The following is a 19,937-nucleotide window of genomic DNA, read 5'->3' as shown; positions in this document are numbered from 1 at the left end:
AGGAGTTTATTTCACAAATATTTTTATAGAGGAAAGGGAATCCAACTATGAAACGCAGAACCTTTATTTCTCTTATGAGCGTCATGGCCGCTGCCGGCGTGCTGACTCTGTCCGGCTGCTCCAATTCTTCCGGCAGCACCGCTGCTTCCGGTACTGCTGCATCTGTGGCTCCCTCCGCTGGCGACCAGCTGTCCAACATCCAGTCCAGCGGCAAGCTGATCGTTGCACTGGAAGGCGCATGGCAGCCCTGGAGCTACCACGACGAATCCGATACTCTGGTGGGCTACGATGTGGAAGTCTCCCGCGCCATTGCCGAAAAGCTGGGCGTGGAGCCGGAGTACGTCGAAAGCGACTGGGACAGCCTGTTTGCCGGTCTGGACGCAGGCCGCTACGACATCGTGTGCAACGGCGTGGAAGCGACCGACGAGCGCGCCAAGACCTATGATTTCACCACTCCTTATGGCTACATCCACACTGCCCTTGCCGTCCGCAAGGATAACGATGAGATCACCAGCTTTGAGGACCTGAAGGGCAAGACCACCGCCAACAGTCTGGCTTCCACCTACATGGAGCTGGCCGAAAGCTATGGCGCCACCGTGCAGGGCATCGACACGCTGGAAGAGACCATCCAGCTGCTCACCGCGGGCCGCATCGACGCCACCCTGAACGCTGATGTCTCCTTCTACGATTACCTGAACGTCCACCCGGACGCAGATTTCAAGCTGGTGGCCCAGACCGAGGATGCATCCCACGTTGCCATTCCTCTGCGCAAGGGCGATGCCAGCGCCACCCTGCTGGATGCCATCAACACCGCCATTGAGGAGCTGCGTGCCGACGGCACCCTGAAGGAGCTGAGCGAGAAGTATTTCGGTCAGGATATTTCTGCGGAGAACTGAATCATTTGAATGCCCTCCGCTTTGCTCTGGGCATTTTCAGCGGAATATTTATTTTAATATTGCAAACCCCGGCAGACTGCGGTCTGCCGGGGTTTGCCTTCTCACGGGAAGGGCCATAACCGGCAAATGCATCAATCGCGTTTTTTCAGCTCTGCACATTCATTGTATCTGAATGCAAAAAGCTCTCCCTTTCGGGAGAGCTGGCACCGCTCAGCGATGACTGAGAGGGTTTTATTCGTGAAAATATGCGTAGATGATCTGTGCCGTCTGTTTCCCCACGCCGGGGGTGTTTTCCAACTGGTCAGGCGTGGCTTCCTTCACGGCGGTCACGCTCTTGAACTGGGCCATCAGCGCCTTGGCCGTTTTGGGGCCGATGCCGGGGATCTCCGTCAGGGTGGAGGAATAACTCTTCTGCTTCATCTGCTGCTTGCGGTAGGCATTGGCAAAGCGGTGGGTCTCGTCCTGAATGGCCGTGATAAAGGTAAAGGTGCCCCGGTTCATATTGATGGCAATTTCCCGGCCGTCGCTGTCCACAATGGCGCGGGTGCGGTGGTGGTCGTCCTTCACCATGCCGTAGAGCGGCACATCCGCAAGGGCAGTCCCGGCCAGTGCATCTTTTGCCGCGCTCACCTGCCCCCTGCCGCCGTCCATCAAAAGCAGATCCGGCTTCTGCCCGAACCAGTTGCTGCAGGGTTCTCCCTTTTTGGCAAGCTCTGCGTACTTTTCATACTCTGCCGCCCGCCGGGAGACGGTCTCTGCCAGCGATGCATAGTCGTCAGTGCCCGCCACCGTCTTCATTTTGAATCTGCGGTAGCCCGCCTTGTAGGGCTTGCCGTCCTTGAAGGTGACCATGCCGCACACGCTGGAGCCATCGCCCCAGTTGGAGATGTCGTAGCTCTCAATGGCACGGGGCGGCTTTGCAAGGCCCAGCACCTGCGCCAGCTCGTCCAGCAGTTTTTCCTCCCGGGCATAGCGGCCGCTCTCCCGGGCAAGACGCTCCACCGCGTTGGTGTGGGCCATCTCCACCAGATGGGCCTTATCGCCGCGCTGGGGCACATACAGCTGCACCTCATTGCCGCGCTTTTCGTTCAGCGCCTGCTGCAAAGCGTCGCTGTCCGGCGGCAGCTCGTCCACCGCAATGATCTTGGGGATCTGTTCGTCATCCAGATAATACCGGGGCAGAAATTCCTCCCGCACGGCGGCAATGTCCGAAGTATCGTGGAACAAAAACTCCCGCTTGTCGGTCAGCCGTCCGTCCCGGAAGCGCAGCACCGCCGCACACACGCTGTCCGGCGTGCCTGCCAGCGCCACCACATCCATCTCCACATCCGGGTCCACAATGACCTTCTGCCCGGCGCTCACCTTGGTGATGGCTGCGATCTGGTCCCGCAGCAGCGCCGCCGTCTCAAATTCCAGCCGGTCCGAGGCCTCCTGCATCCGCTCGTTGAGGATCTTCAGGATGTCCTTTTTGCCGTAGCGGATCAGGTGCACGGCGCTCTTGACGGCCTGATTGTAGTTTTCGCAGCTGATCCTGCCGCTGCACACTGCCATGCACTTGCCGATGTGGGCGTTCAGGCAGGGCCGTCCTTTGCCGATCTCCTGCGGGAAGCGCTTATTGCAGCGCGGCAGCAGAAAGGCATCCATGGCCGTTTCCGCCATCTGCCGGGCCGCAAAGCTGGAGGTATAGGGGCCGATATACTCGGCATCGTCCTCCTCCTTTTGCAGCACGAAGGAGAGCCTGGGCCATGGCTCCTTTGTCACCTTGATATAGCTGTAGCCTTTATCATCCTTGAGCAGGATGTTATACTTCGGCGTGTGGGCCTTGATCTGGCTGGCTTCCAGCACCAGCGCTTCAAACTCGCTCTGGCAGACGATCACGTCAAAGGCATAGGCATGGGCGATCATCTGGCTGACCTTGTTGTCGTGGGGCACGCCCTCGCGGAAATACTGGCTCACCCGGATGCGCAGCCGCTTTGCCTTGCCGATATAAATGATGGTGTCCGTCTTATCCCGGATGATATACACGCCGGGCAGCAGCGGCAGCATACAGGCTTTCTGATACAGTTCAGCTTTGGTCATGGATTCTCCTTGAAAAACAAAAAGCGGCAGGTTCCCCCGCCGCTCCATTTATAGACACAAATTACTCAGCAAAACCGGACTCCACCAGCTTGATCAGGCCGTCAACAGCAGCCTGCTCATCAGCGCCGTCAGCGATGATGCGGATGGTGGTACCGCCCACGATGCCCAGAGACAGAACGCCCAGCAGGCTCTTTGCGTTCACGCGGCGTTCTTCCTTCTCGACCCAGATGGAAGACTTGAACTCGTTAGCCTTCTGGATGAAGAAGGTAGCCGGACGAGCGTGCAGACCAACCTGATTTTCAACGGTAACTTCTTTCACGTACATAGTAAAGCGCTCCTATCTAATATCGTTTTGGGTATAGAATCTGTATCCTGTGCCTGTTGCGTTACGATTATTTTAGCGCAAGTCGAAACGGTTGTACAGCCCCCCGGCGCATTTTTGGCGGTTTCTCCAATGAAAAGCGGCCCATTTTTCATTATTTATACAAAGATAATAAAATTATTCCCCGAAGGTTAGAGGGTAGATACAAAAGTTTTCAACATTTTTTCGACCATCGGGCAATATCTCGGCCGTTTTTGTGCGTTTCCAGCACCATACCCTCCGGTCCGAGCATCCATTTTCGTGCCTTTTTCGCTGTCCGATGCACCTGCAGCTGCCGCCCGGAGTTACTTCTGTGCGCTGCCCTCGTACCGCATCCAGACCAGCGCGCACTTTTTCACCACAGCCGGATATTGCTCCGGCGTGAACTCCAGCTCAGTGCCGCTGGTCAGCTTCCAGCCCATGCGGGTGTAAAGCGCTATGGCGCGGGTGTTGGTGTTCAGCACGCTCAGCACCGGGTGCTCGTGCTCGCTGAGCTTTCTGCGGGCAAAGTCCAGCATCTTCATGCCAATGCCCCTGCCGCGGGCTTTTTCAGTGACGAACAGATGTTCGATGTGCCCCACCTTGTGGTTGATGCTCACGATGCCGTCCGGCACATCCTTGGTGGTGTGCAGGTAGCACACCCAGCCTGCGGCCTTTTCCTGCCGCAGCTGCAAAAGATATTCTTCCTCGTTGAGGCTGGCACAGTATTCCGGGGTCCAGTTCTCGGCACAGGTGGTGCGGCGTCCCTCCACAAAGATGCGGGCGGCAGCAGCAAACTGCTCGTCGGTCTTGACAAGGCGCATGTTCTCGCCGCGCTTCCACTTGGGCAGCTCGGTCACAGGGTGGGTCTCACACCACTTCTCGTACAGCTCCGGGCGGCGCAGGCGGGTGCGCTCCCGGCTCTGTTCCCCGCGCCATGCATCGATCTTCTGGTGGTCGCCGCCCAGCAGCACCTGCGGCACGGCGCGGCCTTCCCACACCTCGGGACGGGTGTACTGGGGATACTCCAGCAGGCCGTCCCAGTAGCTTTCTTCCTCGTAGCCCTTCTGCTCAGCCAGCACGCCGGGCTTCAGGCGCAGCACACTGTCCGCCACCACAAGGCTGGCCAGCTCGCCGCCGGTGAGGATGTAGTCACCGATGGAGATCTCTTCGTCCGCAAAAGCATCGATCACACGCTCGTCGATGCCCTCATAGTGGCCGCATACCAGTGTCAGGTTATCGTACTGGGCCAGCCGCTTTGCGTGCTCCTCGGTGTAGCGCTGGCCGCCTGCCGTCAGGAACACGATATGCGGGGCCGGACGGCCCTGTGAAGCCACTTCCTGCTGCACAGCACGCAGGCAGTCTGCGATGGGCTGAGCGTACAGCACCATGCCGCAGCCGCCGCCGTAGGGGTAATCGTCGGTCTGCTTCTGTTTGTTCAGGGTGTAGTCCCGGATCTGGTGGCAGTGGGTCTCAATAAAGCCCTTCTTTGCCGCGCGCCCGATGATGCTGGCATCCAGCACCTGCTGGCACATTTCCGGGAACAGGGTCACGATGTCCACACGCATTCCCATGGCTCACTCTTCCTCCCGTTCGCTGTCAAAGTCATCGTCCAGCAGGCCCGGAATGGGGGTGACGAGGAGATAGCCCTCCGGCGGGTTGCGCTCTTTCAGAAAAGCATCCACGCCCGGGAACATGTATTCCTTGCCGTTCGGTGCTTTGACGGTGTAGATATCCTGTGCACCGGGGTGATCCACGCTGGTCACAACGCCGTACACCCTGCCGGTGTCGGCATCCCGCACTTCGCACCCGATCAGGTCGGCCACATACCAGCGGCCTGCGGGCAGGGTGGCATCATTGCGGTCAAAGTAGAACACCTGCCCCCGCAGCGCACGGGCAGCATCCATATCGTCCACGCCTTCCAGCTGCAGCAGAGCCATCTGGCCCTGTGCGCGGATGGACACGATCTTATAGGCCCTGCCGCCCTGTGCCGAGGGGTACAGCCTGCCCACCTTTTTCAGAAAGTTGACGCCGTCGCACCAAAGCTCCAGCTTCATTTCGCCGCGCACGCCGTGGGTGGTCACGACCTTGCCCGCTTCCAGATATTGCTGCATAATCTTGCTCCTATAATCAAAAAGGCCCCTTGCCGCAAGGGCAAAGGGCCTGTAGGGTGCTCAGTCGATCTCAACAAGGACCTTTTCATCGACCCGCACAGCAGCCGCGCGCATCACCACACGAATGGCTTTTGCGATCCGGCCCTGCTTGCCGATGACACGGCCCATATCTCCCTCTGCCACGCTCAGGTGGTAGACGATGGTGCCGTCCTCGCGAGGCTCGTCCACCGTGACCTTAACGGCTTCCTTATCCTCCACGAGACCGCGGGCAACTGCCAGCAACAGCTCCTGCATGAGTCAGCCCTCCCTACTTACAGAACGTTGGACTTCTTCAGCAGGACGCGAACGGTATCAGTGGGCTGTGCGCCGTTGGCGATCCACTGCTTTGCCTTCTCAGCGTCGATCTTGATCTCGGAAGGCTCCTTGTTGGGATCGTAGGTGCCGATCTCTTCGATGAAACGGCCGTCACGGGGGAAGCGGCTGTCAGCAACAACAACACGATAGAAGGGAGCCTTCTTGGCGCCAACGCGGCGCAGACGAATCTTAACTGCCATGGTAAATATCCTCCAAAAATTGTTTTGTGCGGCCCTTGCGGGCGCATGTTGATTATATTGTACAAACCCGCAAGGGGGTTGTATCACAAAAATTATTTCAGTCCGCGGAAGGCATTGGGGTTGCCCATCATGCCGCCCAGGCGGCGGGCAAAGCCCTTGGGGCTTTTCTTGAACTGCTTCATCATCTTCTGCATCATTTCAAACTGCTTGAGCAGCTTGTTCACGTCGGCCACGGTGGTACCGCTGCCGGCCGCGATGCGGCGCTTGCGCTTGGGGTTGATGATGGAGGGCTTCTCGCGTTCTTCCTTGGTCATGGAATAGATCATGGCCTCGATGCGGTCGAATGCCTTTTCATCGACCTGACTGGGATCGATGCCGCTGCCGCCGGGCAGCATGCTCAGCATCGCGCCTGCACCGCCCATCTTGCGGATCTGTGCGAACTGGTCCAGCATGTCGTTCATGTCGAACTTGTTCTCCATCATCCGCTTGGCGGTCTCTTCGGCAGCCTTTTCGTCGGCCGTCTCCTGCGCGCGCTCGATCAAGCTCAGCACATCGCCCATGCCCAGAATGCGGCTTGCCATGCGGTCGGGATGGAACACATCCAGATCGTCCAGCTTTTCGCCGGTGCCCTGGAACTTGATGGGCTTGCCGGTAACGGCCAGCACTGAAAGTGCCGCACCGCCGCGGGTATCGCCATCGGTCTTGGTGAGGATGATGCCGTCGATGCCTACCTTCTCGTTGAAGGTCTTGGCAACGTTCACAGCGTCCTGACCGGCCATGGCATCCACCACCAGCAGGGTCTCGTCCACAGGAACGGCTTCCTTGATGTCCACCAACTCCTGCATGAGCACATCGTCGATCTGCAGACGACCGGCGGTATCCAGGATCACGATGTCATTGCCGTAATCCTTGGCGTGTGCCAGCGCCTTCTTTGCAATTTCCGGCGGCTTTGCGCCCGGCAGCGTGAACACCGGTGCGCCCGCCTGTTTGCCCACCACCTGCAGCTGATCGATGGCCGCAGGGCGGTAAATATCGCAGGCCACCAGCATAGGGCGGCGGCCCTGTTTGATAAAGTACTTTGCCAGCTTTGCGGCGTGGGTGGTTTTACCGTTGCCCTGCAGGCCGCAGAGCATGATGATCGTCTGGCCCTTGTTCTTGATGTTCAGGCGGGCCGCCTCGCTGCCGCCCATCAGGGCAACCAGCTCTTCGTTGACGATCTTGACCACCTGCTGTGCCGGGGTCAGGCTTTCCATGACCTCCTGACCCATGGCGCGCTCGGACACCTTTGCACAGAAGTCCTTGGCAACCTTGTAGTTGACATCGGCTTCCAGCAGGGCCATGCGCACCTCACGCATCGCGGCCTTGATATCTGCCTCGGTCAGCTTGCCGTGACCGCGCAGCTTTTTGAACACACCGGCAAGGCGGTCGGTAAGGGATTCAAATGCCATTGTACGGTGCTCCTTTCACAGGTTTCAGCTCTCGTTTGCTTCGTCGATGGAGCGGATGAGCTTTAACATTTTGGTCAGCTGGTGTTCGTACTCGGTGGTGGTCAGGCCCTGCGGGCCGGTGCACTCGAACCGTGCATCGATCACCATTTGCTCCAGCTCTTCCAGCTTCTGCTGCACGCGGCGGTAACGCGCCGCAAAGCCGACCTTTTCCTCCAGCTCCTTCAGCGCGTTCTCGCCATGCTTGATGGCATCCCGCGCACCCTGACGGGTGATGCCGAAGTTCTCGCCGATCTCGCTCAGCGAAAGGTCATCGTTGTAATACTGGCGCAGCATTTCGCGCTGTTTCTCGGTGAGCACCTCACCGTAAAAGTCCAGCAGATAGCCCATTTCCAGATCTTTTGCCATCCTCTGATCCCCCGGTTTTGTGCCTGTACTTTCGAGAAGTGATGTAAAGTTCATTTGCTTTACGGATGAAGTATAGCAGATGCACCGCATCCTGTCAAGAGCCTTTCGGAGATTTTTCCAGAAAATCCGCCAAAAATTCGCCGTTTTTGCTAAAACGCATCTTGACGCGCGCAGTCCTTTTGCGTTAGGATAATATTGTTGTATCCCATGAAAGGAGGGTCTTCGTGCCGATCTACCCCAATTTTTACCAGACGCTCAGCGCCTGCCCCATCGTGGAGCTGCGCGGCTATGCTGCCGCCTGCGGGCTGAAGGGACGGCTGTATGCCTATCTGGACTTTGCAGGCCCCACCGGCACGGCCCGGGACGGCCTTGCCGAAGGGATGCTGGCCCTTGCCATTGAAAAAAAGAAGCTGATCTCCGGTCAGCCCATCATTGAAGCGGCCTCCGGCCCGTTTGCCGCTGCGCTCACGCTGGCGGGCCTGACCGCCGGTCACCCGGTGGTTCTGGTGATGCCGGAGGATGCCCCCGCCCTGCGGCAGGAGACCCTGCTGCGGCTGGGTGCGCAGATCCGCCACAGCCCGGCCCGCAGCGGTGTGAACGGTGCCCGCCGTCTGGCGGCACAGACCGCCGCCGCCAACGGCTGGTACTACATGGACTGGCTTGCCAACGATGATAACCCGGAGTACCACCGCCGCGTTACCGGCCCTGCCATTGTGCAGAGCATCGCGCGGGAGGGCAAAAGCGCTGTGGACGCTATCGTGATCGGCGTGGGCAGTGGCGGCACCGTGACCGGCGTAGGCGAGACCATCAAGGCATGGACGAACGATGTGCGCATCGCCGCCGTGGAGCCTTACGAATCGCAGGCGCTGGGCGGCGGCCTGACCGGCCCCCACGGCATCAGTGATTTGGGCTACGGCTTTGTGCCGGAAAACTTCAACGCCTATGTGGTGGACAACGTGGTGGCGGTGAACACCACCGATGCGCAGCGGGCCGCGCAAAAGGTGCTGCGCACCGATGCCATCCCGGCTTCGGTGGCATCCGGTGCCGTTTTGCAGGCGGCCGCACAGCTCATCCATGTAGGTGCCAGCCGCTCTGCCCTTGCCATCCTGCCCGGACGGCAGATCGTAAATACGTTATAAGGAGAAATCATAGAGTTCCCATGACAAACGACATGACAAAGGGAGCCATTACACCGCTCCTGATCCGTTTTACTATTCCGCTGGTACTTGGCAACCTGTTCCAGCTCACCTACAACGCCGCCGACAGCATCATCGTGGGCAAGTTCGTGGGCGAGGAAGCTCTTGCCGCCGTCGGCACCTCCAACCCGCTCATGACTCTGGCCATCCTGTTTATCAACGGCATGTGTCTGGGTGCCGGCATTCTTGTCAGTACCGCATTCGGTGCCGGTAATACCCAGCTGATGGAGCGTCAGGTGTCCACCACCGCCATTGCAGGCACCGTGTTCTCGCTGGCATTCTCGGCGCTGTGCGTCATTCTGGCCACGCCCCTGCTGCAGCTGATGCAGGTGCCCGCCGATATCCTGCCCATTGCGGCCAGCTACCTGCGCATCGTGTTTGCAGGCCTGATCTTCACCTTCTTCTATAACTTCCTTGCCGCCACCATGCGTGCACTGGGCGACAGCAAGAGTGCCCTGTATTTCCTGATGATCAGCTCTGTGCTGAACATCGGCGGCGACCTGTTCTTTGTGCAGGTGCTGAACTGGGGCAGCAACGGCTGCGCCCTTTCCACCGTGGTCAGCGAAGCACTGTGCTGCGTGCTGTGCGTACTGTACATCCGCTGGAAGGTGCCCATCCTGCAGCTGGGCAGGCGTTGGCTGGTGTTTGACGGCAAGCTGCTGCGCAAAACGGTCAGCTACGGCTGGGCCAGCGCCATGCAGCAAGCCACCGTGCAGCTTGGCAAGATCGCGGTGCAGGCCATCGTGAACACCATGGGTGTCAACGCCATGGCCGCCTTTACCGCTGCTTCCCGCATTGACGACTTTGCCTATACCCCGCAGCAGAACATCGGCCACGCCATGACCACCCTCATGGCGCAGAACCGGGGTGCCGGCAAGCACGACCGTGTGAAGCAGGGCTTCCGCTGCGGTATGCGCATCGAGGCCGCTTACGGCGTTCTGATCGCCGTTGTATGCTTTTCCGGTGCGCCCTTTATCATGAAGCTGTTCGTCACCGACCCGGAGGTCGTCCATCTGGGCGTGCGCTTCCTGCGCACGGTTTCCCTGTTCTACCTGATGCCCGCAGCCACCAATGGCATTCAGGGCTTCTTCCGCGGCATTGGCGATCTGAAGGTCACGCTGGTGTCCAGCACCTTCAACATGGTGTTCCGTGTGGCGGCAGCTGCGGTGTTCGTGCTGGTGTGGAAAATGGAGATCGAAGCTCTGCCTTACAGCTATGCGGTGGGCTGGGTCGTCATGCTGCTCTACGAGCTGCCCATGCTGGTTCGGTATCTGCGCAGCCATGGAGACGAATTATAATCGTTTTATTTGATTTGTGATACGAAAAAGGCTCTGCATCGCAAGGATGCAGAGCCTTTTTTCGTATTAAACTTACTTGCGGCTTGCCAGCAGATTCTCGATCTTCTTCAGCGGATCGATGATGCTGGAAACAGACATGTCGTGGTTCAGAGCCACCACAAAGTAGGCAGCGTACTTGGAAACATCCACATCCACATACCAGTCGCGGGTGAGCAGCTCAGGCATCCGGTAGGTCAGGTTGGTGCCCACAACATAGGTCAGCTTGCCCTCGGCCACAGCCTTGTCGAACTTCTCCAGACCGCTGGTGAACAGGGGGAAGGTGGCGTTGGCGATGATGTTGGCAGCGCCGCGCTCCTTCAGGTTGCTGGCGACCTCCAGCATGCTCTCGCCGGAAGCAATGATGTCGTCTGCGATAAAGACGGTCTTGCCTTCCACGCTCTCGCCCAGATACTCGTGGGCCACGATGGGGTTACGGCCATTGACCACGCGGGTGTAATCGCGGCGCTTGTAGAACATACCCAGATTGCAGCCCAGCACGCTGGAGAAGTACATGTTGCGGTTCATGGCGCCCTCGTCCGGGCTGACCACAGTAAACTTGCTCTTATCAAAGGAGAGGTCCGGGTCCTTCTTCAGCAGGCTCTTCAGCACCTGATAGGTGGGCATTGCGTTATCAAAGCTCATCAGCGGCACAGCGTTCTGCACGCGGGGGTCATGAGCATCAAAAGTGATGATGTTGCGCACACCCATGGTCTGCAGCTCCTGCAGGGCCACAGCGCAGTCCAGACTTTCGCGCACCACACGGCGATGCTGACGGCCGCCGTACAGGCTGGGCATAATAACCGACACACGGTGTGCCTTGCCGGCCACTGCCTGGATCAGGCGCTTCAGGTTGGCGAAGTGATCGTCCGGAGACATGTGGTTCTCGTAGTTGAACAGCTTGTAGGTCACACTGTAGTTGCCGGGATCGACCACGATGAAGATATCGTCGCCGCGCACCGACTCCTTCACCAGACCCTTGGCATCGCCACTCTGGAAGCGGGGGCAGTCGCAAGGAATAATGAAGGTCTCTTTGTCAATTCCGGCAGCCTTGGCCCAGCGGACCAGATGCTTGTCGATCAGGCCGGTCAGTTCCTCTGCACCGGGGCAGGAAATCAGCCGCATATCTGCCACGCTGGGCTGCTCAAAGAACGACTTCGGGGAAATTTCAATAGACATAGTCATAACTCCTTATTGCTGTTTACGATCCGTATCATGCACACAAGAGCGCATATCTGGTTTTATTTTATCACATTTCGTCGATTCTGCCATATCAATTTGTTTCATGTCAGGATTTTCTGCGCCTTGCACAGCTGTTTTTCTTTTTTCTCAAAGAGAATGTGTGTTTTCGACAAAAAGACAGCCGATTCTTTGCCATTTCGCAAATTTCGGCTGATTTCCGTGGAAAAGTAAGACTTTTCTTTGTCTGAGCAGTCTGCCGGGATCGCTCTTCCGGGAGATAAAAATGCAGTGTGCCGGCAGCGGAGATTCTGCTGTTTTCGCTCGTTCGCCCTCCCCGGCAGAGCCGCAAAAACAAAGGCATCTGCAGCAAATTTGCTGAGCTTCAGAAGCTCAGCAGCGATCGTTGCAGATGCCTTCTTATTTTATATGATTGCGATAGGTGCTTTGTGTTCCGCTTACAGAGCAGCAACCGCAGCCTTCAGGGCATCCACGCGGTCGGTGTTCTCCCACTTCACGCCCAGATCCTCGCGGCCCATGTGGCCGTATGCGGCCAGCTTGCGGTAGATGGGCTTGCGCAGGTCGAGTTCGCGGATGATGGCGGCGGGGGTCAGGTCGAACACCTTTTCCACAGCCTGCTCGATCTTCTCATCCGAGACGGTGCCGGTGCCGAAGGTGTCCACCATGATGGACACAGGCTTTGCCACGCCGATGGCATACGCCACCTGCACCTCGCACTGCTTGGCAAGACCTGCAGCCACAATGTTCTTTGCCACCCAGCGGGTCGCATAGGCAGCGCTGCGGTCCACCTTGCTGGGGTCCTTGCCGGAGAAGGCGCCGCCGCCGTGACGGGCATAGCCGCCGTAGGTGTCCACGATGATCTTGCGGCCGGTCAGGCCGGTGTCACCCTGCGGGCCGCCCACAACGAAGCGGCCGGTGGGGTTGATGTAATACTTGGTGTTCTCGTCCAGCAGCTCGGCGGGGATGGTGGCCTTGATGACCTTTTCCATCACGTCTGCACGCAGCTGTTCCATGCTGACGCTCTCACTGTGCTGGCTGGAGATGACCACAGCATCCACACGCACGGGCTTGTTGTTCTCATCGTACTCCACAGTGACCTGGCTCTTGCCATCCGGACGCAGATAGTCCATCTCGCCGTTCTTGCGCACCTCGGTCAGGCGCTTTGCCAGCTTGTGAGCCAGACTGATGGGCATAGGCATCAGCTCCGGGGTCTCATCGCAGGCATAGCCGAACATCATGCCCTGATCGCCTGCACCGCCCACCTGATCGTTGGTGCCCAGTGCGATGTCGGGGCTCTGGCCGTCGATGTTGGAGATGACGGCACAGGTGTCGGCATCAAAGCCGAACTTTGCGCGGGTGTAGCCGATATCTGCCACCACCTCGCGGACGACCTTCTGGAAATCCACATAGCAGTTGGTGGTGATCTCGCCCATGATGTGCACAAGGCCGGTGGATGCACAGGTCTCGCAGGCCACACGGGCATCGGGGTCGTGGGTCAGAATTTCGTCCAGAATGGCATCCGAGATCTGGTCGCAGATCTTGTCGGGATGTCCCTCGGTGACGGACTCAGAAGTAAACAGGTGTCTTGCCATTTGTTTTGCCTCCTAAAGTTTTTACAGCAGGGTGTGTATTTCTTGCTCCAACATTCCGTTCAAGCTTTTTTGCGCGAAAAATAAAAGCGCCCAGAGCCCGAAAGCTCTGAGCGTTGCACTCTTATCTCTCGGTTTCCCGCAGGATTTGGCACCTTGCGCTCACGCGCAGGTTGTCGGGCTTCACAGGGCCTGTCCCCTCAGCCGCTCTTGATAAGTCGGTATTCAGTTGGTACGTTCAGTATTCTATCATTGCTTCGTCAGATTGTCAAGAAGAGTATCACTCTTTTTAGACATTATTCTGAAATTGATGGAGCGTTCCCCTGCTCCGGTACGGCATGGCCGTTCCGGGCGGCGTGGAAAGCGCGCTTTTCCGCATACATCCGCTCGTCCAGTTCCACCAGAAATTTCTCCACGCTGCCGCCCTCATACTTTGCCACACCGGTGGAGAAAGACAGCTGAAAGCTGCCCGCCGGGGCGGCGGCGTTATAGCGCTGCACCCGCTGCTCGATGGCGGCACAGACCTTATTCAGGATCTCCTCCGAGCCGTGCCGGATCAGCACCATGAACTCATCGCCGCTTATGCGGATAGCTACCGAGTTTGCCACCAGCGCCCCGGACAGGATGTGACCGATCTCCTGAATGGCGCGGTCGCCCGCACCATGACCGTAGGTGTCGTTGATCTCCTTGAAGCAGTTCACGTCCATCATGATGCCGTAAACATCCTTTTCCTGCGTGGCGTGGATGCGCTCCAGACAGTAGTTCATGTACTTACGGCCAAACAGGCCGGACAGCTCGTCGATATAGCTGCGCAGACTGCGGAGCTGACTGTCCACAAACACAAAGGCGATGGCCACCGACAGCCAGCCGAAGGCCATACCGTAGAACGCACCCTGCAGCACCGTGCCCACCGCACAGGTGATCACAAAGTAGTACACCGAGAAAAACTCCACCGTAACGCCATCGCGCTTGGCCTTATGCACCTGCCACACGCTCTCGGCATAATAGCCGAACAGCAGCAGGTAAAGCAAACTGTTCAGCGGACCGCGATGGTAAACGTTGTCCGCGGAGATGGTAAAGATCCATCCTGTGCCGAAAAGGTTCGCCGCCAGCAGCGCCAGAACAGCCAGCAGCGGCGCGCCCAGGAACAGATGCCTTCTGCGCAGGCGTCCGGTGCTGCGGTAGACCCGGAAGTCCACATACAAACACCACGCAAAGCCCACGCTCACGGCAGCGCCGGTGCAGACGGTGTTCATGAGGTACAGCCAGAACCGGCTTGCCGCGCCGGGCACGCCGTCCAGCAGAAAGCTGATCGTCTCTGTCGCCTGTGCCAGCAGAGTCACCACCAGCATCTGGCAGAACAGCTCACTTCCAACACTGTTTTTACTCTCGCCGCGCACCCGCAGCAGAAACAGAAAGCATACCAGCACCGCCCCTGTGCCATTGGCCACAAGGATCTCGGGTATATTCATTGCATTTCCTCCCCTGCCCGCCTTATCCCACAAGGCAGACAGCCCCTGTTTTATACAGTATCTATCTGTATTATATACCCTGCCGCGCCCTGCTTGCAAGGCTTGGCATCAAAAAGGGCCGCTGCACAGCAATTTGTGCAGCGGCCCTTGGGAAAACCAGACGATCCAGAACAGCCTTCGCGTGCGCTCTGGTTCTGTTCTGCGGAAATATTATTTATAATTGCATTTTTTCGCAGAAAGATCAATAGCCCTTTGCCTGCTCGCCGTTCAGAATTTTGACAGCGCGGGAGGTGCCCAGACGGTCAGCACCCAGCGCAAGGAAGGTTTCCATGTCCTCCACGGTAGAAATGCCGCCGGCAGCCTTGACCTTGCAGCGGCCATGCACACCCTTGACCATCAGCTCCACATCGTGGAAGTTTGCGCCTGCGGTGGAGAAGCCGGTGCTGGTCTTGATGTAGTCCGCGCCTGCCTCGCAGACGATATCGCACATCTTTTCCTTTTCCTCGTCGGTCAGCAGGCAGGTCTCGATGATGACCTTCAGGATCTTGTCGCCCACCGCCTGCTTCACGGCGCGGATGTCCTCGCGCACGGCATCGTACTCCTTGTTCTTCAGGCGGCCGATGTTGATGACCATATCCACCTCGGCGGCACCATTCTCAATGGCAGTCTTGGCTTCAAACGCCTTGCTGGCGGTATCCATGGCACCCAGAGGGAAGCCTACCACGCAGCATACCGGGATGCGGCCCGCCATATACTCCACCGCCTGCTTGACGTAGCAGGTGTTGATGCAGATGGATGCGGTGTGGTTTGCAATGGCTTCGTCACACAGGGTCTGGATCTGGGGCCAGGTGGCCTCCGGCTTCAGCAGGGTGTGATCGACATGGGAGAGAATTTCTTCACGAGTCATGTTTTTTTCTCCTTTTTACTTGCTGGCACGGCGCACCTTTGCCATGCCGACAGCACTCAGGGCAATTGCAGTTGCAGAGACCGTTGCACCAATGATGCCCAGCACCAGACCGGAAACCAGAAATGCAAAACCTTTCAGACCACGCTTCATAAAACCGTACCTCCTAAATTATATTGGATATTTTCTCCGCCTGCGGCGGAGAAAATATCTCACTTGCGATTTTTAAAGATGATCAGCTTGCTGAACACATAGTTCAGCACGATCACCAGTACATTGGAAAAGACCTTCACGGCAAGGCCCCACAGTGCCTGCGCATTGTAGCGGCTGGTAACGAAGATCGCCGTGGGGCCGTCTGCACCGCCGATGACGGCAATAGCGGCAGAGCCATCCGTGACCCCCGCCGGTGTGCCTGCATAGGAGGCTGCCATCTGGATGGCCGTATCCGGGCCAAGCCAGTGGGCCACCACACTCAGCACCCCCTGCATCAGCTCGTCCATCAGCGCTGCACCCTGCGCAGCCAGCAGATTGCCCAGCACCAGCATAATTGCAGTGTCCAGCAGCATTGTACCCAGACGACAGGTGACGAATGCACCAAATTCCCTCGCCATGGCCTTGCCCTGCGTTTTGCTGCGGAACACAAAGGCGCGGTTGGTGCAGTAGGCAAACAGGATGCAGATGATGTTATCCAGCACATTGCCCCAGCTGTTGGCGGCTGTATAGCCAAACAGCTTGTTGAACAGCGCATACAGCACAATGTTCAGCAGGGTGCACAGCACGCCGAAAACCAGATAGCTCAGCACTTCCCAGTGTTTCTTGAAAAAATTTATCATAGTTCGTCAAACCCTCTCCGTCCGCTCGCGCTGCTCGCGTCCACCTCTCCCGAAGGGCGAGGTTTTATTGCGGGCGCGGCGAGCCTGCCCTCTTTTGCCAAAAGCTCTCCCCTTCGGGGGAGCTGTCACCGCAGGTGACTGAGAGGGTTCTCTCCTTAACAAAAACAGCCCCGCCGCCGTTTTCCCGGCAACGGGGCTGTTGATCGCATTGTGTCAGAAGCTTTTCTTCCGAACGAAAGGCTGATTACTCAGCGTCGTCGTTCAGCAGGGCCTTCATAGACAGGCTGATGCGCTTCTTGTCGAAGTCGACATCCAGCAGCTTCACATCGACCATATCGCCGACCTTCAGTACGTCAGAGACTTTCTCAACGCGGTCATTGCTGATCTCGCTGATGTGGACCAGACCATCAACACCCGGCAGGATGCGGACGAATGCACCGAACTTGGTCAGGGAGACGACCGGAGCATGGAAGGTGCTGCCGATGGGGTAGTTGTTCTTCAGCTGCTCCCAGGGGTTGTCCTCGGCCTTCTTGTAGCCCAGAGAGACCTTGTGGTTCTCGGTGTCGATGTCCTTCACATACACTTCGATGGTGTCACCAACGGAGACGACCTCGGAGGGATGCTTGATGCGGTTCCAGCTCAGCTCGCTGATGTGGCACAGACCGTCCACACCGCCGATATCGACGAATGCACCGTAAGAAGTCAGGCTCTTGACAACGCCGGTGTAGGTCTTGCCCACCTCAACGTTTGCCCAGAACTCTTCACGCTTTGCCTTGTTCTGCTCAGCGGTCACCTTGTTGATGCTGCCGACGATCTTGCGGCCGGAGCACTCGGTGACAACCAGCTGAACGTGCTGGCCAACCAGAGCGGTGTAGTCCTCATCACGGCGCATAGTAGCCTGAGAACGAGGAACGAACACCTTGACACCCTTGACGTTGACCACAACGCCGCCCTTGTTGAACTCGGTGACATCGCCTTCGACGACCTCGCCGGACTCAGCGGCCTTAGCGATCTCTTCCATGCCCTTGCGAGATGCGAGCTTCTTGCGGGAGAGCTGGATGACGCCATCCTGATCCATAACCTTCTCGACGATGAGGTCCAGCTCATCGCCAACCTTCACCAGGTCTTCGACCTTGGCGGAGGAATCATCGGTCAGCTCGCTCAGCTTGACAAAGCCGGTCTGCTTCGCTCCGATATCCACCTGGATCTCGTTGGCAGAGATGCTGGTCACGATTCCTTTCACAATACTGCCTGCATGAACACGCTTTTCCTCGGATGCATTCAGCATCTCCTCAAAGCTCATGCTGTCATTGATTTCTGCGCTCATACTGTTAAGTACCTCCTCAATAATAGACGATGGCGTTGAAGCCCCGGCTGTCACGCCCGCCACTTTAACATCTGCAAACCATTCCGGCCGAAGTTCGCTCGCTGTCTCGACCGTTACGGCACGCGTGTGTTTTGCGGCGACCTGTACCAGCTTTTGGGTATTGGAAGAATGATGACCGCCAATGACAACAATGATGTCGCATTTTTGGCTGAGGTCTTCCGCTTCCTGTTGCCTCGCCCACGTCGCATTACATATTGTATCAAAAATTCGGGCGTTTGTATAGGCTTTTTTGAGAAACTCCGAACTTTCTTGCCATTTTGTAACCTGAAATGTGGTCTGTGCAACTGCAAACAGGGGTTTTTGCGGGTCAGAGGGGCCTTTCCATGCCTTCAACTCGGCCAGATCGGCAAAAACGAACACCTCTCCGCGGGTGTGGCCCACGATCCCCTGCACCTCCGGATGTGTCTTGTCGCCTGCCACAAGCAGCACTGCCCCCGCCTTTTCGGCCTCGGCGGCAATGCGCTGGATCTTCTGCACGAAGGGACAGGTGGCATCATGGTAGGTGATGCCGCGCGCATCCAGCTCGTCGTACACGGTGCGCGGCACGCCGTGACTGCGGATGACCACCTCGTACCCGGCGGGCACATCGGCGATGGCATCCGCCACAAGGGCACCCTTTTTCTGCATATCCTCCACAGCCTGCGGGTTATGGATCAGCGGGCCGAGGGTGGCCACCTTGCAGCCTTCGTTCAGCAGGCCATAGGTCAGGTCCACCGCCCGCTTGACACCAAAGCAGAACCCCGCCGTTTTGGCAACTCGGATCTCCATCTTTTACGCCCCCATCTTTTCCCACGCATCCAGCAGGGCCTGCTTGTTGGCACGCAGCTTTTTGGTGTCGCGGCGGCTCTCCATGGCAAACTGCTCTGCAGGCATCGGCTCGCCGTAGATCACCCGTACTTTGCAGAACAGGTGCATTTTTCCATCCGGCGTATCGTACAGGATGCGGCAGGGCACTACGTCCACCCCGGCCCCCGCCGCAATGACGAACAGTCCGCTCTTGGGCGGCAGAAGCTTCCCGTCCTTTTCGCGGGTGCCCTCCGGGAAGATGAGCAGTGTTTCGCCGTTTCTGCACTTTTCTACGGTCTGCTCAATGGCAGCCATTTCATCCTTTGTGCCGCGCACGCATACCGCGCCGCAGCAGCGGAAGAACCATGTGAGCAGGGCGTTGATCTCGAACAGTTCCTTCTTGGCGAACACGATCATCCGCCTGCTCCACCGGGTGACCACGATGAACACCGGGTCGATGGCGGAGACATGGGTGGGCGCAAGGATGCAGCCTTTGGTCTGCACCTTTTTCAGGTTTTCGCGCCCCTCTACATGGATGCGGAAACCGATATGCCACAAAAGCCACGCAAAGGGCACTAAGATGTAATATAATATCATTTTATCGTTTTATTCACTTTCTCCGCAATGATCTTCTTCATTGCAGCAAGGCTCTGTTCAAAATCCAGCTCCGAAGTGTCCAGCAGCACGGCATCGTCCGCCTGCTTCAGGGGTGCAGCGGCACGGTGGGTGTCCTGATAGTCCCGCTGCTTCACATCGGCCAGCACCTCTTCATAGGGAGTATCGATGCCCTTGGCCTGATACTCTTTCCACCTGCGTGTGGCGCGGGCTTCCGGCGTGGCGGTAAGGAAGATCTTCACCGTGGCATCCGGCAGCACCACCGTGCCGATATCGCGGCCGTCCATCAGCACGTCCTGCTTTTTGGCCATATCCCGCTGCAGTTCCAGCAGAAAGGCGCGCACAGTCGGGTTTGCGCCCACGGCAGAGGCAGCCATACCTGCGGCCTCGGTGCGGATGGCGGTGCTCACATCCTCTTCCTTTAAATAAATGTGCTGTTCGCCCTCAATGGAGGCCAGCCGCAGCTCGATCTGGGGAAGCAGCGCGTTGACCGCTGCGTTGTCCTTGGGGTCCTTGCCCGCACGCAGGGCATACAGGCCGATGGCGCGGTACATGGCACCGGTATCCACATAAATATAGCCCATTTCAGCCGCCAAACGGCGTGCCAGCGTAGATTTGCCTGCACCTGCAGGCCCGTCGATCGCAACAGATACCATGTTGTATCTCTCCTTTTTTAAACTGAACGATTTAAAATGGCCTCCGCTCACGCTCTGGCCATCTTCAGCGGAAAATTATTTTAAATATTTATAAATCTGGAAAATCTGCGGATTTTCCAGATTTGATTT

General features: G+C 57.8%; 20 protein-coding genes and 1 riboswitch. Of the genes, 3 read left to right on the top strand and 17 right to left on the bottom strand.

What is annotated here, in order from left to right; all coding sequences use genetic code 11:
• Positions 1-47: 47 nt before the first annotated feature.
• A complete protein-coding gene (locus GKG36_RS02665; protein ID WP_154258985.1) occupies positions 48-896 on the top strand; it encodes a transporter substrate-binding domain-containing protein in 849 nt (282 codons plus the stop codon).
• A gap of 231 nt (positions 897-1,127) precedes the next feature.
• Here the strand turns inward: GKG36_RS02665 and uvrC are convergent, their stop codons facing one another.
• The 8 genes from uvrC to GKG36_RS02625 form a co-directional block, all read right to left on the bottom strand.
• Positions 1,128-2,975 (bottom strand): excinuclease ABC subunit UvrC, encoded by a 1,848-nt coding sequence (gene uvrC / locus GKG36_RS02660; protein WP_097781518.1) that lies wholly within the window; start codon positions 2,973-2,975, stop codon positions 1,128-1,130.
• A 61-nt stretch (positions 2,976-3,036) separates the two neighbouring features.
• Positions 3,037-3,300, bottom strand: a complete 264-nt coding sequence (locus GKG36_RS02655) for an HPr family phosphocarrier protein (protein WP_005920365.1) — start codon at positions 3,298-3,300, stop codon at positions 3,037-3,039.
• A gap of 341 nt (positions 3,301-3,641) precedes the next feature.
• The gene (gene trmD, locus GKG36_RS02650) at positions 3,642-4,889 is read right to left on the bottom strand and encodes a tRNA (guanosine(37)-N1)-methyltransferase TrmD (protein WP_154258983.1); all 1,248 of its coding nucleotides are present in this window, start codon (positions 4,887-4,889) and stop codon (positions 3,642-3,644) included.
• Positions 4,890-4,892: 3 nt separating this feature from the next.
• Positions 4,893-5,429 carry a ribosome maturation factor RimM gene (gene rimM / locus GKG36_RS02645; protein WP_005944690.1) on the bottom strand — a complete coding sequence of 179 codons (537 nt, stop codon included), beginning with the start codon at positions 5,427-5,429 and terminating at the stop codon, positions 4,893-4,895.
• A gap of 60 nt (positions 5,430-5,489) precedes the next feature.
• Positions 5,490-5,723, bottom strand: a complete 234-nt coding sequence (locus GKG36_RS02640) for a KH domain-containing protein (protein ID WP_005934928.1) — start codon at positions 5,721-5,723, stop codon at positions 5,490-5,492.
• Between the two features lie 17 nt (positions 5,724-5,740).
• Complete coding sequence (rpsP, locus tag GKG36_RS02635; protein WP_005944692.1) at positions 5,741-5,983, bottom strand: 30S ribosomal protein S16; 243 nt, start codon at positions 5,981-5,983, stop codon at positions 5,741-5,743.
• Positions 5,984-6,075: 92 nt separating this feature from the next.
• Positions 6,076-7,431 carry a signal recognition particle protein gene (gene ffh, locus GKG36_RS02630; protein WP_005944694.1) on the bottom strand — a complete coding sequence of 452 codons (1,356 nt, stop codon included), beginning with the start codon at positions 7,429-7,431 and terminating at the stop codon, positions 6,076-6,078.
• Positions 7,432-7,455: 24 nt separating this feature from the next.
• The gene (locus tag GKG36_RS02625) at positions 7,456-7,836 is read right to left on the bottom strand and encodes a sigma factor-like helix-turn-helix DNA-binding protein (RefSeq protein ID WP_097775061.1); all 381 of its coding nucleotides are present in this window, start codon (positions 7,834-7,836) and stop codon (positions 7,456-7,458) included.
• Positions 7,837-8,060: 224 nt separating this feature from the next.
• Here GKG36_RS02625 and GKG36_RS02620 point away from each other — a divergent pair, with 224 nt between their 5' ends.
• Both GKG36_RS02620 and GKG36_RS02615 read left to right on the top strand, forming a co-directional pair.
• A complete protein-coding gene (locus GKG36_RS02620; protein WP_097781517.1) occupies positions 8,061-8,975 on the top strand; it encodes a pyridoxal-phosphate dependent enzyme in 915 nt (304 codons plus the stop codon).
• Between the two features lie 20 nt (positions 8,976-8,995).
• Positions 8,996-10,330 carry an MATE family efflux transporter gene (locus GKG36_RS02615; protein WP_154258981.1) on the top strand — a complete coding sequence of 445 codons (1,335 nt, stop codon included), beginning with the start codon at positions 8,996-8,998 and terminating at the stop codon, positions 10,328-10,330.
• A 72-nt stretch (positions 10,331-10,402) separates the two neighbouring features.
• On the opposite strand, the gene GKG36_RS02610 is transcribed toward GKG36_RS02615, so the two are convergent.
• The 9 genes from GKG36_RS02610 to cmk form a co-directional block, all read right to left on the bottom strand.
• The gene (locus GKG36_RS02610) at positions 10,403-11,545 is read right to left on the bottom strand and encodes a ribose-phosphate pyrophosphokinase (RefSeq protein WP_044954082.1); all 1,143 of its coding nucleotides are present in this window, start codon (positions 11,543-11,545) and stop codon (positions 10,403-10,405) included.
• Positions 11,546-12,003: 458 nt separating this feature from the next.
• Positions 12,004-13,158, bottom strand: coding sequence for a methionine adenosyltransferase (gene metK / locus GKG36_RS02605; RefSeq protein WP_120020500.1), 1,155 nt, complete (start codon positions 13,156-13,158; stop codon positions 12,004-12,006).
• Between the two features lie 118 nt (positions 13,159-13,276).
• Positions 13,277-13,375: riboswitch (SAM riboswitch) on the bottom strand.
• A gap of 76 nt (positions 13,376-13,451) precedes the next feature.
• Positions 13,452-14,627 carry a GGDEF domain-containing protein gene (locus GKG36_RS02600; protein WP_154258979.1) on the bottom strand — a complete coding sequence of 392 codons (1,176 nt, stop codon included), beginning with the start codon at positions 14,625-14,627 and terminating at the stop codon, positions 13,452-13,454.
• A 241-nt stretch (positions 14,628-14,868) separates the two neighbouring features.
• Complete coding sequence (gene deoC / locus GKG36_RS02595) at positions 14,869-15,534, bottom strand: deoxyribose-phosphate aldolase (protein ID WP_154258977.1); 666 nt, start codon at positions 15,532-15,534, stop codon at positions 14,869-14,871.
• A gap of 15 nt (positions 15,535-15,549) precedes the next feature.
• The gene (locus GKG36_RS14920) at positions 15,550-15,684 is read right to left on the bottom strand and encodes a hypothetical protein (protein ID WP_005944717.1); all 135 of its coding nucleotides are present in this window, start codon (positions 15,682-15,684) and stop codon (positions 15,550-15,552) included.
• A gap of 59 nt (positions 15,685-15,743) precedes the next feature.
• The gene (locus GKG36_RS02590; RefSeq protein ID WP_154258975.1) at positions 15,744-16,364 is read right to left on the bottom strand and encodes a GtrA family protein; all 621 of its coding nucleotides are present in this window, start codon (positions 16,362-16,364) and stop codon (positions 15,744-15,746) included.
• 244 nt (positions 16,365-16,608) lie between these two features.
• On the bottom strand, positions 16,609-18,519 hold the full coding sequence (locus GKG36_RS02585) for a bifunctional 4-hydroxy-3-methylbut-2-enyl diphosphate reductase/30S ribosomal protein S1 (RefSeq protein ID WP_097775054.1): 1,911 nt from the start codon (positions 18,517-18,519) through the stop codon (positions 16,609-16,611).
• 3 nt (positions 18,520-18,522) lie between these two features.
• Positions 18,523-19,134, bottom strand: a complete 612-nt coding sequence (locus GKG36_RS02580; protein WP_097775053.1) for a lysophospholipid acyltransferase family protein — start codon at positions 19,132-19,134, stop codon at positions 18,523-18,525.
• Complete coding sequence (cmk, locus tag GKG36_RS02575; protein WP_154258973.1) at positions 19,131-19,808, bottom strand: (d)CMP kinase; 678 nt, start codon at positions 19,806-19,808, stop codon at positions 19,131-19,133. Before cmk ends, GKG36_RS02580 begins: the two co-directional genes overlap by 4 nt.
• Between the last annotated feature and the right edge of the window lie 129 nt (positions 19,809-19,937).

Origin of the sequence: Faecalibacterium sp. BIOML-A1 (assembly GCF_009679715.1) — a bacterium.
In the GTDB taxonomy this organism is placed as follows: Bacteria; Bacillota; Clostridia; order Oscillospirales; family Ruminococcaceae; genus Faecalibacterium; species Faecalibacterium taiwanense.
The sequence above is the reverse complement of the archived record's forward strand: the minus strand, read 5'-3'. Positions and strand labels throughout refer to the sequence as shown.